Annotated in this window: 11 protein-coding genes; 8 read left to right on the forward strand and 3 right to left on the reverse strand. The window is 72.1% G+C overall.

What is annotated here, in order from left to right; all coding sequences use genetic code 11:
- The first annotated feature begins 64 nt into the window (after positions 1 to 64).
- Positions 65 to 1372 (forward strand): type VII secretion protein EccB, encoded by a 1308-nt coding sequence (gene eccB / locus ABD332_RS41010; protein ID WP_344509048.1) that lies wholly within the window; start codon positions 65 to 67, stop codon positions 1370 to 1372.
- Here the strand turns inward: eccB and ABD332_RS41015 are convergent.
- Positions 1359 to 2156, reverse strand: coding sequence for a DNA adenine methylase (locus tag ABD332_RS41015; RefSeq protein ID WP_344509050.1), 798 nt, complete (start codon positions 2154 to 2156; stop codon positions 1359 to 1361). The genes eccB and ABD332_RS41015 overlap by 14 nt on opposite strands.
- A 126-nt stretch (positions 2157 to 2282) precedes the next feature.
- On the opposite strand from ABD332_RS41015, the gene ABD332_RS41020 reads away from it, so the two are divergent.
- Both ABD332_RS41020 and ABD332_RS41025 read left to right on the forward strand, forming a co-directional pair.
- Positions 2283 to 2600, forward strand: coding sequence for a WXG100 family type VII secretion target (locus tag ABD332_RS41020; RefSeq protein WP_344509052.1), 318 nt, complete (start codon positions 2283 to 2285; stop codon positions 2598 to 2600).
- A 16-nt stretch (positions 2601 to 2616) separates the two neighbouring features.
- Positions 2617 to 2913, forward strand: coding sequence for a WXG100 family type VII secretion target (locus ABD332_RS41025; protein ID WP_344509053.1), 297 nt, complete (start codon positions 2617 to 2619; stop codon positions 2911 to 2913).
- Between the two features lie 184 nt (positions 2914 to 3097).
- Here ABD332_RS41025 and mycP read toward each other — a convergent pair whose 3' ends face one another.
- The gene (mycP, locus tag ABD332_RS41030) at positions 3098 to 4345 is read right to left on the reverse strand and encodes a type VII secretion-associated serine protease mycosin (protein ID WP_425552375.1); all 1248 of its coding nucleotides are present in this window, start codon (positions 4343 to 4345) and stop codon (positions 3098 to 3100) included.
- A gap of 181 nt (positions 4346 to 4526) precedes the next feature.
- Here mycP and ABD332_RS41035 point away from each other — a divergent pair, with 181 nt between their 5' ends.
- On the forward strand, positions 4527 to 8996 hold the full coding sequence (locus ABD332_RS41035) for an SseB family protein (RefSeq protein WP_344509057.1): 4470 nt from the start codon (positions 4527 to 4529) through the stop codon (positions 8994 to 8996).
- Positions 8993 to 9355: a hypothetical protein gene (locus ABD332_RS41040; RefSeq protein WP_344509059.1), complete on the forward strand. Its 363-nt coding sequence runs from the start codon at positions 8993 to 8995 to the stop codon at positions 9353 to 9355. The genes ABD332_RS41035 and ABD332_RS41040 overlap by 4 nt, the downstream gene beginning before the upstream one ends.
- Here ABD332_RS41040 and ABD332_RS41045 read toward each other — a convergent pair.
- The gene (locus ABD332_RS41045; protein ID WP_344509061.1) at positions 9352 to 10275 is read right to left on the reverse strand and encodes an alpha/beta fold hydrolase; all 924 of its coding nucleotides are present in this window, start codon (positions 10273 to 10275) and stop codon (positions 9352 to 9354) included. The two genes, ABD332_RS41040 and ABD332_RS41045, sit on opposite strands and share 4 nt — an antisense overlap.
- Positions 10276 to 10392: 117 nt before the next feature.
- Here ABD332_RS41045 and ABD332_RS41050 point away from each other — a divergent pair, with 117 nt between their 5' ends.
- The 3 genes from ABD332_RS41050 to ABD332_RS41060 all read left to right on the forward strand — a co-directional run bounded on the left by ABD332_RS41050 (position 10393) and on the right by ABD332_RS41060 (position 15127).
- Positions 10393 to 11475 carry a C45 family autoproteolytic acyltransferase/hydrolase gene (locus ABD332_RS41050; RefSeq protein WP_344509062.1) on the forward strand — a complete coding sequence of 361 codons (1083 nt, stop codon included), beginning with the start codon at positions 10393 to 10395 and terminating at the stop codon, positions 11473 to 11475.
- A gap of 278 nt (positions 11476 to 11753) precedes the next feature.
- Positions 11754 to 13727, forward strand: coding sequence for a DUF1800 domain-containing protein (locus ABD332_RS41055; RefSeq protein ID WP_344509064.1), 1974 nt, complete (start codon positions 11754 to 11756; stop codon positions 13725 to 13727).
- Positions 13728 to 13753: 26 nt separating this feature from the next.
- Positions 13754 to 15127, forward strand: a complete 1374-nt coding sequence (locus ABD332_RS41060; RefSeq protein WP_344509065.1) for a DUF1501 domain-containing protein — start codon at positions 13754 to 13756, stop codon at positions 15125 to 15127.
- The last annotated feature ends 524 nt before the right edge of the window (positions 15128 to 15651 follow it).

Genomic DNA, 15651 nt, shown 5'->3' on the forward strand with positions numbered 1-15651 from the left:
CCCCCCGCCTATGCGATCCACGAAATATCGTAGAGCGCCGGTACGACATTTTCGGAGGGGCTGCATGGCGTCGCGGCAGGACCAGCTGCATTCGTATCAGTTCATGGTCCAGCGGGTCGTGGCCGCGTTGGTCATGCGCGAGGGCGACCCGCCGAGATCGCCGTTTCGGCGCGTAGCAGGGGCAACGCTGGTCGGCGTGCTACTCGCGGCGCTCGGCATCGGAGGCGCCGCGGCTTATGCGCTGATCGTCCCCGGCACCTCCGGCAAATGGCGCGACGAAACAGCGATCATTGTGGAGAAGGAGTCGGGCGCACTATTTGTGTATCGCGACCAACGCGTCCATCCAGTCCTGAATCAGGCGTCCGCGCTGCTCATCATCAACCGCGCCGGAGCGAAAACCGTGTCGGTCGGCAGGAAGGCGCTGGCCGGGGCGCCCCGCGGCGCGCCGCTCGGCATTCCGGGCGCGCCCGCGTCGCTGCCGCCCGCGAAGAGCCTCCACCGCGGGGCGTGGGCAGTCTGCGCGCGGCAGGGCGAGTCGGTGCTGTTCGTCGGCGCGAACGCGCCACGCGACGGCGCGCCGCTCGGGACCGGGGCGCTGCTGGCGAAAGGAACGACAGAAAGCCTGTACCTGGTCGTACACGGGCGAAAACACCTCATCAGACAGCCTGGGAGCGTCCTGCCCTCGCTGGTGTGGTCGGGACGCGGCCAGGCCAAGGTCGCCCAGGCGCTCCTGCACGCCATCCCATCAGGCCCTGACCTGGTCGTCCCCGACATCGCCGACCGCGGGCGCAAGGTCGCCGCGGGCACGGTCGGGCAGCTGTTCGAGGTCCGCACCGGGGACAGGGCCGACGCGTTCGTCGTGACGGCCGGCGGGCTCGCCTCGGTGACCCCGCTGCAGGCCGCGCTCCTGCAGGTCAGGCCGCAGCCGCTGACGCCGGGGGAGTTCGCCGCGCTGGTCGGGGACCGGCCCGTCCACCCGCTCGCGTCCGGCGCCGGCCTGCCCTCCGAGGTGCCGGAGCTTCTCGACGATGTCTCCGGCGTCGCGTGTACGACCAGCGAGGCCGCCATCACGACCGGCAATACGCTGCCCGACCTCGGGGCCGCACTGCAGACGTCCTCGGCGTCGGCCTCGGGCGCGGTGCTGGCCGACCGGATCGTGGTGGCGCCGGGTGGGGGCGCGCTGGTCCGTACCGACTCCGGAAGCCTCACACTGGTCACCGATCTCGGCCGCAGGCACGCCCTTCCCGTGGCGAGCGTCCTGTCCGGCCTCGGCTATCAGGGCGTGGAGCCGGTCATGGTGCCCGGCGAGTTCGTCGCGCTGCTGCCGGCCGGACCGGCGCTCGACCCGGAGGTCGCGCTCAGTAGTTCGTGAGGATCAGGTCCGAGCTGGCCCGCGCGTCGGACCGCAGGTTGATGTCGCGGCGCGTGGCCATCGTCGTGGCGGTGAAGTCGCCGTAGATGCGACGGGTGGCGTCGGTGTCGCTGTTGGTCATGGTGACCAGGACCCCGCGTCCGGTGGCGGCCCGCATCGCGGCGGCGAGGCGCTCGTGGTCCGTGTCGCGGAACTGCCCCGGCGTGTACCGCTTGAAATCCGCGAACCCGCCCTCGGGCAGATACGGCGGGTCGAGAAACACCCAGTCGCCCGCCGCCGCCTCACGCAGCGGCTCCTCGAAATCGCACAGCCGGATGTCCACCCCGGCGAGTGCCGCCGACGCCGCGAGCAGCGTTTCCCGGCGATAGTACGGGCGGTCGTAAGCGCCATAAGGTGCGTTGAACCCGCCCCGTCGATTGACCCGCCAAAGCCCGCGAAACGCGGTCTTGTTGAGGTAGATCACCCGGGCGGCCCGCTCGATGTCGGTCAGATCGTCGGGATTCTGCGCCCGGACCGCGGCGAACCGCTCGGCCGTGTTGGGCAGCGCGTCCAGCCGCCGCATGACCGCTTCCGGATGCGCGGCCACGGCGCGGAAACAGGCGACGAGCTCGGGATTGGCGTCCGACAGCACCGCCTTGGCCGGCCGCAACTCGAAGAACACCGCGGCACTGCCCATGAAGGGCTCCCAATAGCGCCCCGTGAACGGTGGCGCCATCGCGATCAACTGTGTCGCATACCGGGTCTTCCCACCGGCCCACTTGATGAACGACCGGCCATCCGCCACGCGCACCATCGTAAAGGAGCGGCGAAATGCCGGAAGTTATCCACAGGGAGGAATCACGTCTGGTTGCGGATCGGTGACTGCCGATACGGTCGGCGAGTCCGCGACACGAGAGACGGGGTGAGCACCGTGGCACAGACGACACAGGCGCAGCAGGCCGAGCTGCAATCGGCGGCACAACGGTTCGAGCAGGTCAACGGCGAGCTGCAGACCATGCTCAGCACGCTGATGCGCGAGCTGGAGACGACGAGGACCGGCTGGCAGGGCGCGGGCGGCCGGTCGTTCGACACGGTCAAGCAGGCATGGCACCGCGACCAGGACACGCTCAACAAGAACCTGCTGGAGACCGCCGAGGGCCTGCGCTCCACCGGCCGCAACTACGAGGTCTCCGACACCGACGCCGGCGCCCGCTTCCGGGGCATCGGCACCAAGCAGCTGCCGCTCTGAGCCGGGGGAGACACTCATGGACGACACACTGGTGGTCAACTTCGCCGCCATGGACCACGCCGGGCAGTCCATCCAGAGCGCGCTCAACACGCTCACCGCCCGCCTCGACGAAATCTCACAGCTCGGCCGGCGCCTGACCGCCGGCTGGCAGGGCGAGTCCCAGCAGGCGTACGCCGCCCGCCAGGCCAACTGGGAGCGCGCCGGCGCCGACCTGGCCGCGACGCTGCGGGAGATCAAGGTCGCCCTGGACGAGTCCATGCGCCGCTACCTGGAAACGGAGCAGCGCAACAGGCACCTGTTCCCCCAGCGCTGAGGCGCCCGGAGACGGCCCGGTCCGCACCTGCTCGCGGACCGGGCCCCTGCCATGCCCGTCGCCTCGCGGTTTGCGGGCAGGTTCGACGAGCGTCGGGGGTCGCCCCCGGCGCTCGCCGGTTTGGGAGAGGCCCGTGTCTTTCGTCCGAAGGGAAGCGAACGGCACGGTGTTTCTGGCCGGGTTGTCAGCGGCGCGGGGTGAAGGCGGGGGCTGAGCGGTCGGGAGTGGTGTCGGTGGGTTCGGGGAGGCGTTGGAGGCCTGGGCGCCAGCGGCGGTTGCGGCCGCGGGGCAGGACGACCGCGGTCAGCAGGAGCAGCGCGGCCGCGCCGGTGGTCAGGGCGGCGAGGAGGAGCGTCCGGTGTTCGGCCGCGGCGCGCTCCGCTGCGTGTGCGTCCGTGGCGATCGGAGGGAGTGGCAGGCCCGCGCGGGTCGGATGGGCGCCGGTCTCCTCTGTCAGTGCGCGGTAGGGGTTCAGCACGCCGGCGCCGTAGCCCGGGCCTGCCGTGCCGCCGTCGGCGGTTGCCGTGAGGCGGGCGGCGATCTCCTGTGCCGTCAGTTCCGGGTGGTACTGGCGGAGCAGGGCTGCCGTGGCGGCGACGTACGGCGTCGCGAAGCTCGTGCCCTCCACCGTGGCGAGGCCGCGGGGTGGGGAGGCCGTCACGACGCGGCCGCCGGGGGCCACGAGGTCGACGTGCGGGCCGGTCTGCGAGCCCGGCAGGCGCTGGCCGTCCGGGCCGATGGCACCGACGCCGATCACACCGTCGTACGCGGCGGGGAACGGGGTCCGGTTGCCCTCCGCGAACCTGTTCCCGGCCGCGGCGACCAGGACCACGTCGCGCGACACCGCGAAGCGGACCGCCTCACGTACGCCGGGATTGTCCTGGTACGACACCAGCGACAGGTTGATCACTCCGGCGCCCAGCTCGACGGCCGACCGGATCGCCGCGGCGACGCCTGCTGGGGTGCCGCGCCGGCCGGCGGTGCTGCCGTCCTCGAGCTCGACCAGTTCGCTCACCCGGATCGCCAGGATCGTCGCGGCCGGGGCGAGGCCCCGCAGCGGTGAACCGGCGACCGGGCGCGCGGCGATGATGCCCGCCACGCCCGTGCCGTGGCCGACGCAGTCGACCAGCGAACCGCCCTCCTGGAACTGGTCTGGACCCTCCCGCACCGCGCCCTGGAGCTGCGGGTGCCCGGCGTCGACACCCGAGTCGACGACGGCGACCGTCACGCCGTGGCCGTCGGCGAGGGGGTCGAGCTTGCGGTGGTCGTACATCTGCGAAGGCCAGGGAAGCGAGGTCGGGGCGGGCGCGGGTGGCCGGATCGGGGCCGGGCAGGCAGATGGAGCGTGCGCCTCGACCGTCGGAGGTGCGACAAAGAACGCGACGAAGCAGCATGAAACACTCAGAAAGGCCGTTCTGACGGCTCCTGGCATGCGCAGATCGTAGTCGTTCGACCCTCGGACGGTGACGCTCGTGAGACAGGCCTGGGTTCGGAGGCGGTTGGATCGCTATGCTGGCCGGAGCGCTTGCAGGGTCGCACCCCTCGGATTGCCGTGGCCGTATAGGTTAAGTTTCGCGAGCGCGGCGGTTCCGAGCCCGACAGAGGGGGTGGCCGTGAGCGAGTGGCAGCCGGCCACCGAGGCTGAGGGCGCCATGCGTGACGCCCTGCGCGCCAATGACCAGGAGCAATACTTCCGCATCCTGGCGCGGACGGACATCTTGCTGCCCATCGCGCCCGAGGGCGTGCAGAGCGGCGACTCCGGCTGGGGCACCTGGACGACCGAGGGCCGCACGCACGTGCTGGCGTTCACGTCGCCCGAGGCGCTCCGGGAGTGCCTCGCCGGGCATCCGGGCACGCATCGGCGGGTGCCGTTCCGTGACCTGTCCGGCATCTGGCCCAACGTCGAGTGGTGGCTGGCGGTCAACCCCGGCCTGCCCATCGAGGGCTACCTGCCGTCGTGGTTCGTGACCCAGATCACTCGCGGCGACGTCCGGCTGCCCGGGCGCACGCTCGGGGCCCGGGCGAGGATCGAGCAGGCGTCCGGCCCGCGGGCCAGGGCGACCGCGCAGGTGCCGGTCCGCGGCGTGCCCAACCAGCCCGCCCCGACGCCGATCGAGCGCCATCGCATGAAGGCCGCCGAGTCGTCGTCGCCCGCACCGACCTCCGCGCCGCCCGGTTCCGGGCCCGGGGCTGCTGGAGCGGGCGGCGCCCGGTCCGGGATGCCTGGTGCCGGCGCCGGTGCTCCGGGAGCTGGTGGTTCGGGGGCCGGTGGGTTCGCGGGCGCGGGGCAGTCGGGGCTCGCCGGGCGGTCGCCTGCGGGGCCGCCGCCGAAGCGGGACGTGCCGCCGCCTGACGTGGCGCCGCCCGGGGCGTTCCTGCCGACGCGGGCCGATCGGCCGATCAACTACGAGCGCACGACTGGGGCCGCGGGCTATGACCGGCCCGCCGACTTCCGCCGTCCCCGGCCGCCGGTGACGCCCGCTGCCGCTCCGCCGCCGGTGCCGCCGCCGACGGGCCGGTCTGGGCTCTTCGACGATTCGGACCGTTCGTCGCTGGACGTGCCGGGCGAACGCGAGCTTTTCGGCGACCTGCAGTCCGAGGCGCCCAGCCGCGCGCCGGGCTGGTCACCTGGTGCCGACACCCGCCCGGCAGCGCAGTCCAAGTCGTCCGGCCTGCCGATGCGGCCGACGTCGCCCGCTCCCGGGTCCGCCGGTTCGTCTGGTCTGCCGACGCGGCCCGGCGCCGGTGAGGCCGGTTCGCAGGGCTTCGCGGCGCGTGCCGAGGCAGGCCCCGGTGGCCTGCCGATGCGCCCGACGTCGCCTGCTCCCGGGTCCGCCGGTTCGTCTGGTCTGCCCATGCGGCCCGGTGCCGGTGAGGCCGGTTCGCAGGGCTTCGCGGCGCGTCCGGGTGGTGCCGAGGCTGGTCCTGGTGGCCTGCCGATGCGCCCGACGTCGCCTGCTCCCGGGTTCGCCGGTTCGTCTGGTCTGCCGATGCGACCCGGTGCGGAGCCTGGTGCTTCCGGGCTGCCCACGCGGCCCGGTGGCGAGTCCGGCCTGCCGACGCGGCCTGGTGGTGGTGAGTCCGGTCTGCCGATGCGGCCGACGTCGCCGGCGGGGGGCTTGCCGTCGCGGCCGTCCACGGCGCTTGGTGGTGGCTCGGCGTCCGCTCCCGGGCGACCGCAGTCCGGTGGCCTGCCCTCACGCGGTGCTGACGCTCCTGGGCAGGACGACCGTGAGGGCGATCCGCGCCGGTACTGGCCACGCCGCGAACCCGCACGCAGCCTCGGCGAGATCTTCACCGAACACGCCGACCCGGTGATCCCGGCGGCGTGGCAGCCGCCCCCGGACCTGCCGCTGTCGACCGCTCCGCCGCTGCCGACCCGCCAGCCGGGTGGGCGCGGCGAGGCCGACGTGCCGGCCGCGTTCCGGTCTGGAGAGGGCGGCTCGCTGCCGTCCCGGCCGACCCCCGGTGGCGGCTCGCTGCCGTCGCGACCCGGTGCCGGCGAAGGTCCTCAGCCCGGCGGTCCGGGCGCTCTCCCGCAGCGGCCCGCTGGTCAGGGCGCGCCGGGTGGGTTGCCGGTGCGTCCCGGGCTGGTCGACCCCGGCGCGTTCCGGCCCGGTGAGAGCGCACCGCGTGAGGGTGGGTTCCCGCAGCCTGCGCCGGGTGGGTTCCTGGGCGGGCGGGACAGGGACGAGGAGCCCCGCCCGGGTCAGGGCGAGAGCGGGCCGCAGGAGCAGGGCGGTTTCCTGTCCGCACCCGCGGGGTCCCGTGCCGAGGAGCCGCGGCGGCCGCAGACGGAGCCGCCGTTGCCGTTCGACCGGCCGGTGTTCGACCGGCCAGGGTTCAGCCGGCTGGACATCGAGGCGCCCGAGGTCGATGAGGCGCCCGCGCCCGCCGACGAACCTGCCGCGCCGGTGGACGAGCCGAGTTCGCTCTTCGGGCCGGTCAAGGGGCGAGCCAAGGCCGCCGGGTTCGGGCGGGTCTCGGACCTGGACGATCACCCGTTCTTCGCCGATGCCGAGCCTTCCGGGTTCGACATGCCGGGCCGCTCGTCCGGGCTGTCCGACCGCGCGCCGCACGAGCAGGTGCCGTGGGGCCCGGACGCGTTCGAGCAGAGCAACCGCGACCAGATGGCCCAGGAGATCGCCGCCCAGCAGGCCGCCCGCGAACAGGCAGCGCGCGAACAGGCCGCCCAAGAGGCCCGCGAGCAGGCGGCCCGCGAACAGGAAGCCCGCGAACAGGAAGCCCGCGAGCAGGAAGCCCGGGACCGGGCCGCTCAGGAGGCACGCGAGCAAGAAGCCCGGGAGCAGGAAGCCCGGGAGAGGGCCGAGCGCGAAGCCCGTGAGCGGGCCGCCCGCGAGCTGGCCGAACAGGAAGCCCGGGAACAGGAAGCTCGGGAGCAGGAGGCATGGGAGCGGGCCGAGCAGGAGCGGGCCACGCAGGAGGCCGCCCGGGAGCTGGTGGCCCAGCAGGCCCGCGACCTCGAAGCGCAGGAAGCGGCCCGTGCGCAGGCAGAGCGGGACGCCGAGGCGGCGGCCGCCCAGAGCACGTTCGAGCCGTGGCGGCCGTCCGACGAGGCGACAGGCCTCGACCTGGCGGCCGAGCTGCGGGCGATCGAGGAGCGCGCCGCCCAGGCCAGGGCGGCCGAGGAGCAGGCCGCCCGCGAGCTGGCCGAGCAGCTGCGGGCGATCGAGGAGCGCGTCGCCCGGTCCAGCGCCGTCGAGGACGCCCGCCGCCGCGCCGAGGAGGCCAGCGGCCGAGCCACGGCAACGTCTGAGACAGGCAGCGGCGCCGCGTTCAGCCACGCCGACGCCGACGACGCGGTAGGCAGCTGGACCGGCGCGCAGGACACCCCCCGAGGCGGCAGCGAATCGACCCAGGCGATCGGCCGGCCCGCTGAAGACACCCCGATCTCGTTCTTCGCCGCCGGCGCGGCCGCCGGTACAGCAGCCGAAAACGCAACGGGAGCGGCGCCCTCGCACGAGGTGAGGTCCTTCTTCGAGTCGGTCTACGAGCCCGAGCTCGTCGACGAGCCGCCGATGCGGCTGCACGCCGAGGTCGTCGACGCGGAGGTCGTCACCCCGCCCGCGACGGTGCCGGTGAAGTCGGCCGCGGCGCAGGCGCGGGACTTCCGGCCGGCCAACACGGTCGAGCAGGACCTGTTCGAGGCGGTGCAGGCCAACAGCACCGACCGGTTCCTGTCGACGCTGCTGCTGGCCAAGGTCCTGGTGCCGGAGTGGAACGGTGAGGGGCTGATCGACCCGGCGTCGTGGCGGACCGAGCACATGAACGGCCTGCCGCACCTGGTCGTGTTCACGTCTGCGGAGCGGATGGCGGACCGGCTCGGCGCGGACCCGCAGGGTAGCTGGATCAAGTTCACGCGGCTGATCCGCAACTGGCCGCCGGGGGACCAGCTGGCGTTCGCGGTCAACCCGGACTCGCCGACCGGGGCGGTGCTGCCGGGCACGGAGGTCGTGCAGCTCGCGACGTGGGCCGCCGAGCTGGGCCTGGGCGTCGACGAGCCGGAGCCGGTGCAGCCCGCGGCGGCGGCGAGCCCCGTGCAGCAGCCGAGGCCGGCGTTCGAGCCGCCGGCGGCCAGCGGGCCGCTGCTGATGCAGAAGCCGATCTCGCCCGAGCAGCTGTCGTACTACCTGGAGCGCGGCTACGACCGGGTGTCGGGCTTCGTGCACCGCGCCGGCGAGGTGGCGCATCTGCAGACGCCGGAGCAGCTGTATCAGGCGCTGGGTCTGGGGTACGCGGGCTCGTCGTTCAAGCCGGACGCCGAGGAGGCGTACGTGCTGCGCTGGAAGGCGTACCGCGGCGACCTGTACCGGATCCCTTACGGCGGGTCGCACGAGGCGGGGATGCGGGCGATGGAGGGCTGGGTCATCGAGCGCCCGCCGTTCCGGGGCAACGGGTTCGCGCCGAGCGAGACCAGCGATGTGATCGCCGAGTTCAAGGTCGACAGCGCCCGGCTGCCGCACCACGCGGAGCTGTGGCGGCTGCGGCGCGACGGCAGGCAGGAGCTGATCGCCCGCCTCGACGCCGACGGGCCGGCGTGGCGGAAGGGCCAGGAGCTGTGATCCGGGACGGTTACGCGGCCCGCTGGCAGGGCGCGGAGTACGAGGCCAGCCCGGACGGCGACAACGTCCGCCTGTACCGGCCGGATCCGAGCGACGGCTTCGAGGAGGTGCGACCCGGGCGGTTCCGGCGGGTGGTGCCGCTCGGCGAGGTCGACTTCGCGTACGTCCGCACGACGTGCTTCTGGCGCGACGAGCCGTTCATCGTGCTCGGCGAGCACGACGGATGGCTGCGCGTCGAGTACACCGGCGGCAAGGCGACCGTGGCCGCCGAGCTCGGCCTGGAGGAGTTCGACTACGGCGTGTATCAGGGCTGGGCCCCCCGCGCCGACGTCAGCGAATTACGGGAATATCGGGTCTAGCCCGTTTTGATCCACCGCAGGATCTCCCCGGTCACGAGCTCCGGCTGCTCGAGATGCGGGAAGTGCCCGACATCGGGGATCAGTCGCCACTCGTACTCGGCCTGCGCGTAACGGCCCGAGCCCTGCGCGGTCCGCGGCAGCACCGCCGTGTCCAGCGCGCCGTGCAGCTGGAGCACGGGCGCGGTGATCGGCGTCTGGAGCTGCTTGACGAAGCGGTACCCCTGCAGCCGCAACGCCGACCGCGCCGCCCACCGGTAGGTCTCCAGGGCGCAGAACGCCGCCTGCGGGATGCGCATCGCCTGCCGGCAGCAGTGCTCGTAGTCGCGGTACTCATCGGTGCCGACCCACGCCGGCCCGCCCCACATCGCCAGGTACTCGCCGACCAGCGCGGCGTTGTCGCGGGTCAGCACGTGCTCGAAGCGCGGCAGCTGAAACTTCAGCACCGGTCCCGCGGCCGCGAGCTGGCCGCGGGGGTCGGTCGCGAGCGCCGCCCGCAGCCGCAGCGGGTGCGCCGCGCCGAGCACGACCAGGCGCCGGACCAGCTTCGGGTGGAACGCCGCCGTCGCCCAGCCGATCATGCCGCCGTACCCGGCGCCGACGAGGTGCGCGGTCCGCTCGCCGAGCGCGCGGATCAGCCCGGCGACGTCACCCGCCATCGTGTACCCGTCGTAGCCGCGCGGTGGCTTGTCGCTCGCACCGTAGCCGCGCAGGTCGACGGCCACCGCCCGGAAGCCGGCGTCGGCGATCGCGCTGAGCTGGTGGTGCCACGCGTACCAGAACTCGGGGAAGCCGTGCAGAAACAGCACGAGCGGACCGGTTCCGGCCTCCACGACGTGGAACCTCGTGCCGTTGGCGCTGACGAAGCGGTGCGACCACGGCCCGTCGAGCATGACGCACGTGTCGTCTACCGCGGGGTTCATGTAGCTCAGCGTAGGGCCCCGGAGCCCGGATCCCTGCCAGGCGACCGGGTGTGATCCGCCGCTCCGGGGAACGCCGAGGGTTCTCGGCAGGGGTGGGTCACGCTTAGCGTGCAGCGCATGAGCCTGCCGTTGCCGCTGATCGAAGTCTCGGGCACACCTGGTGAGTGTGGCGTCGCTTACGGTGCTGCCGCCCGTTCGATGATCGCGGCGAACACCGCCAACTACATCGAGCGGTTCGCGGCGACGGGGCTCGACCGCCCGGCCGTCCGGCGCGCCGGCAGCCTGTTCCGCGCCGCGTCCCGGCAGCACGCCCCCCGCGTGGCGGAGATGCTCGACGGTGTCGCTGAGGGTGCCGGTGTACCGGTGGAGGAGATCTACGCCCTCAACGCGCGCACGGAGCTGCTGTACGGCAACACGGAATGCACCTCGATCGGCGTGCTGGACGCGCGGACGGCCTCCGGTCACACCCTCCTGGCGCAGAACTGGGACTGGCACCCGGCGCAACGCCCGTACACGCTGCTGCTGGCGACCCGGGACGAGCGTGGATCGACGGTGCTCACGCTGACCGAGGCCGGCATGCTGGCCAAGACGGGGTTCAACGACGCCGGCCTGGGCGTGTGCGTCAACATGCTCACCAGCGACCGCGACGGCCGGCCCGGCGGCGTGCCCTATCACGTCCTGCTCCGCGCAGTGCTGGAGGAGGACGTGCTCGGCGCGGCGCTGCGGGTGGCGTGCTCCACGCCGCGCAGCGCGAGCATCAACCTGCTGCTCGGTCAGGCGTTCGCCGCGGGTGTACCGGGGGAGCTGATCGATCTGGAGGTCGCTCCCGGTGACGTCGGCGTACTGCATCCGGTCGACGGCGTGATCACCCACGCCAACCACTTCGAGGTGCTGCCGACGGTGCGCGACACGTTCCGCGACTTCGGCGGCTCGTCGTTCTTCCGCGGCGCCCGGGCGCGCCGCCTGCTCGGCACGCTCCCTGTGGATGAGAAGCACCTCCAGGCGGTGCTCGCGGACCACGGCGGCCACCCGCAGGCGATCTGCCGGCACGACGTGAACGCGCCGACGGAGGAGGACCGCTCGGAGTCGCTGTACGCCGTGATCCTCGACCTCGACGAGCGCCGGATGTCCATCGCCGCCGGCCCGTCGTGTCAGGCCGACACGTATCACGAGGTCCGACTAACCGGACTTTTCGCCTGACCGCTGCGGTGCAGAACCACCTTAAATGTATCTGTGCTGATGAGGCTGTTCCGGCGGCTGGCCGCTGCCGTCAGAAGGCCTGTTTCCGCAGCTCAGCACGGTTAAGCCCGGCAGGTCCCCGGTGATCTTCGCGGTGGGTGGTCGCGCGACTCCTTAAGTCCTGGTCAGAGCGCTTCATACGCGGCTTGTCGGTGCTCTTGGCACCTACTACCTTCCCGATCGACGCACGTGAGCCCCCACCTCGTCGGAATCGGGATTTGTAGATGAACGAGCGAGACGTGCCGAGACGGCGCCCGGGACAGGGCCCTGACGGTAATTACGACCCGTACGCCGACTCGTACTACGAGTCCGGCTACGAGGACCAGACCGGCAGCGGCCGGCGTGGTTACGACCGCGCCATGCCCGCCGACCGCGGCGGCTCGGGCCCGCACTTCTACGACCCCAGCACCGCCGCCCGCAACTACGGCGCGGGCCTGCCCGACATCGATGACGAGGACTTCGACGACGAGCAGCCGTCGAACTGGCGCCGCCGCACGGCGATGATCGCCATCGGCGGTGGAGCGGCAGCCCTCATCGGTGGTGGCGCCTACGCCGTCACGCAGTTCTTCGGCGAGGGCACCCAGCCCTCCAACGTCGGCGCCGAGACGCCCGTCGACACCGCCGCCCCGGCGTACGTCGACCAGAACCAGAGCCTGATGAACGGCCAGGCCGGCCTCGGCATCCGCAAGAACACGCCGACCACGGGCAACTCGTTCGGCACCCCCGCCGACGCCGCCAAGAACGCCAAGGTCACCGCGAAGACCGTGCTGCCGACCAAGGACCCGGTCCGGCACCTCGCTTCGCGGCTGACCTTCGGGCCGAACGCCAAGACGGTCGCCGACATCAACAAGCTCGGCATCAACGGCTGGATCGCCAAGCAGCTGAAGCCCGAGACGATCCCGCTCACGCGCGGCGAGCAGAAGGCCGACGCCGAGCTGGTCACCTGGGCCATGTCGTACGAGCAGCTGAAGGCCCAGCGCGAGGACCTGGACAAGAAGGGCATCCAGGCCGACGACCAGAACGTCCGCTACGCGATCGCCAAGCAGCTCTTCTCCGACCGCCAGCTCTTCGAGATGATGGTCGACTTCTTCGGCGACTACTTCCACGTCGCGGCCTTCCACGACGGCAACGAGCTGATCCGCGCCTCCTTCGAGCGCGACGTCATCCGCAAGCACGCGCTGGGCAACTACGTCGACATGTTCGTCGCCGGCAACAAGCACGCGGCGCTGCTGCGGTACCTCGACCAGGACGAGTCGACCAAGGACCAGATCAACGAGAACCTCGCCCGCGAGAACCTCGAGCTCTACACGGTCGGCGCCTTCAACGGCTACACCGAGACCGACGTCCGGCAGGCCGCCATGCTGCAGACCGGTCGCAGCATCCGGGACAACCAGTACGTCTACCGCCCGGAGCAGCACTACGTCGGCCCCGTGAAGATCATGGGCTTCTCGCACGCGAACGGCGACGCGGCCGGCGGTGAAGCGGTCCAGGAGGCGTACTTCCGCTACATCGCGCTGCACCCCAACACCGCGCGGTACATGGCGCAGAACCTCGCGACCCGCTTCGTCTCCGACGTGCCGCCGAAGACGCTGGTCGACGCCATGGCGAAGACCTACCTGGACAAGAAGAGCAACATCCCGGCCGTGCTCATGACGATGCTGAGCCGCACCGAGTTCTGGGAGTCCGTCGGCCAGAAGGTGCGCCGCCCTGGCGAGTACCTCACCGCGACCTACCGCGCGCTGGACATCGGCGCCGAGGCCCCGGCCGGCTTCACCTCCAACAACATGAACGTCAGCCCGATGGTCCAGGGCCTCGGCGACATCAAGCGCAAGCTGGAGGAGTACGGCCACGCCCCGATGGAGCTGCCGACCCCCAACGGCTACCCGGACGTCTACGTCGCCTGGACCTCTGCTGGCACGATGGTCAACCAGTGGAACGACGCGTACGGCGCCGTCACCGGCGGCCGCCGCCAGTTCACCTGGCAGAAGCCCGAGGCGATCATCGCCGCGCCGCCGGCGACCGCGGGTGCCTACCTCGACGCGCTGACCAAGAAGCTCATCAACGTCACGCTCGACAACGACCGCCGCCTGGCGATCCTGCACATCCTCGGCCCGGCGACGACCGCGAGCACCCCCGTCGACGCCACGTTCAACGGCGCGATCGCCTCCATCGTCCGGGCGATCTTCGCCACTCCCCACCACCACCTCCGGTAAGTCGAGGCATACCAATGGAGAAGACAGTGCGCGCACAACACCCGTCACTGCACCCTGAGTGCCCCGACCTGCTGAAGCTCGGCCCCAACCGGTTCGAGGCCGCCCTGCGCGCCGAGGCCGTCGCGGTGCAGGAGGAACAGAAGGCGACCCGCGACGAGTACCTCGAGCTCGCCCGTCAGGAAGACGAGCAGGACGATGGCAAGGGCGTCACCCGCCGCCGGTTCTTCGTCGGCGCCGCGGCCACCACGACCGCCCTCGCGACCAGCCAGTTCCTGACCACGCAGGCCTCGTTCGCGGCCACCCCGACCGGCACGCTCATCCACGTGTTCCTGTACGGCGGCGCCGACGGGCTCTCGCTCTTCGCCCCGATGAACGACGCGGTCCTGCAGCGCGTCCGCCCCAGCTTCACGCTGCCGGAGAACGGGTCCATCCCGCTGGACCGCGGGTTCGGCCTCAACCAGTCCTTCGCCCCGCTGAAGAAGTACCTGGACGGGGGCCAGCTGGCCTTCATCCCGGCCGTCAGCGACCGGCGCCTCGACCGCAGTCACTTCGCCGCGACCGACATCTGCCAGCTCGGCGGCCTCCCCGCCGAGACCGGCGGCATGGGCTGGCTGACCAACCTCGCCGACAAGCTCGGCCCGGGCACCGCCTTCCGCGCCATCGGCATCGGCTCGACCCTGCCCCGCTCCCTCGTGGGCGGCGGCGGCGCGCTCGCGCTCAACAGCGTCGGCTCCCTCAACGTGAACGGCGACGGCAAGTACAAGCAGGCCACCGTCGACGCCATTCAGAAGCTCTTCACCGGCACCAACCACCCGATCGAGGCCCCGGTGAAGGCCGGCATCGACGCCCTCACTCTCGCCTCCACGCTGGCGCAGAAGGGCTACACCCCCACCGAGGGCGTCAAGTACACCGGCGTGGGCAACGCCTTCAAGGAGCTCGCCCAGCTCATCAAGGGCGGCGCCAACGTCCGCATCGCCACGATCGGCATGGGCGGCTACGACACCCACGAGAACCAGGGCACCCGCGGCGGCTACCTGGCCGGGCGCTTCGGCGAGCTGGCCGCCGGCATGGCCGCCTTCTTCGACGACCTGGGCGACCTGGCCGCCAACATCACCGTCATGGTCTCCACCGAGTTCGGCCGCCGCGTCGCGGAGAACGGCGGCGGCACCGACCACGGCAAGGGCGGCGGCGTCATCGTCCTGTCCGGCAAGAAGCTCGCCGGCAACCTCCTCGGCAACTGGAACGGCCTCACCACCCTCACCAACGGCGACGTCCCCGAGTACAACAACATGTTCAGCGTCTTCGGCTCAGTGGCCCAGGGCCGCTTCGGCCTGACCGACGCCGAGGTCGGGCAGATCTTCCCGCGCCAGACCTACACGCCGGTCAAGATCTACGCGTAGCTCCACCTACGCGTAAGTAGGGGCGGCCCCGGTCCCGGGGGCCGCCCCGCTGTTCTTGTTCTTCCCCCCACCGCTGTTGCGGCGGGTCCCGGCGGGGATTCTCACCCGACCGCTGTGCTTCCGCCCCACCGCTGCGCGGCGGGTCCCGGCGGGGATTCTCACCCGCACCCCAATGCGCCGCTGCGCGGCGCACAGCCGACGCTTGCGCGTGGCTGGAGTTGCGCATACGCGCCCATCCCGTGGTCACCCGCCGCCGCGCCCGGGGGAGAGCCACCCCGACGCCGACAACCGGGGCCATCCGCCGCGACTGGTGATCGAAGGACAATCGTGGCCGTGCGGGCGACCGCAACGCGACTTGGATCATGTGTGGTGGCCGCTGTGGGCGTGATTGTTCTTGGGCCTGGTCCGTGTGCGATTGCTGGTCTGGGCCGAGGGGCGTTCGCGGCGTCTGGTGATCGAAGGACGGCCGTGGCTGTGTGGGCGACCGCGACGCGACTTGGATCACGAGTGGGGACTACGCCGCC

The sequence above is a fragment of the Dactylosporangium maewongense genome (assembly GCF_039531485.1).
Taxonomy (GTDB): domain Bacteria; phylum Actinomycetota; class Actinomycetes; order Mycobacteriales; family Micromonosporaceae; genus Dactylosporangium; species Dactylosporangium maewongense.

Excerpts from the sequence above, each read along its gene's own strand:
- eccB (WP_344509048.1), top strand. The coding sequence starts at position 65 with ATGGCGTCGCGGCAGGACCAGCTGCATTCGTATCAGTTCATGGTCCAG.
- ABD332_RS41025 (WP_344509053.1), top strand. The coding sequence starts at position 2,617 with ATGGACGACACACTGGTGGTCAACTTCGCCGCCATGGACCACGCCGGG.
- mycP (WP_425552375.1), bottom strand. The coding sequence starts at position 4,345 with ATGCCAGGAGCCGTCAGAACGGCCTTTCTGAGTGTTTCATGCTGCTTC.
- ABD332_RS41045 (WP_344509061.1), bottom strand. The coding sequence starts at position 10,275 with ATGAACCCCGCGGTAGACGACACGTGCGTCATGCTCGACGGGCCGTGG.
- ABD332_RS41050 (WP_344509062.1), top strand. The coding sequence starts at position 10,393 with ATGAGCCTGCCGTTGCCGCTGATCGAAGTCTCGGGCACACCTGGTGAG.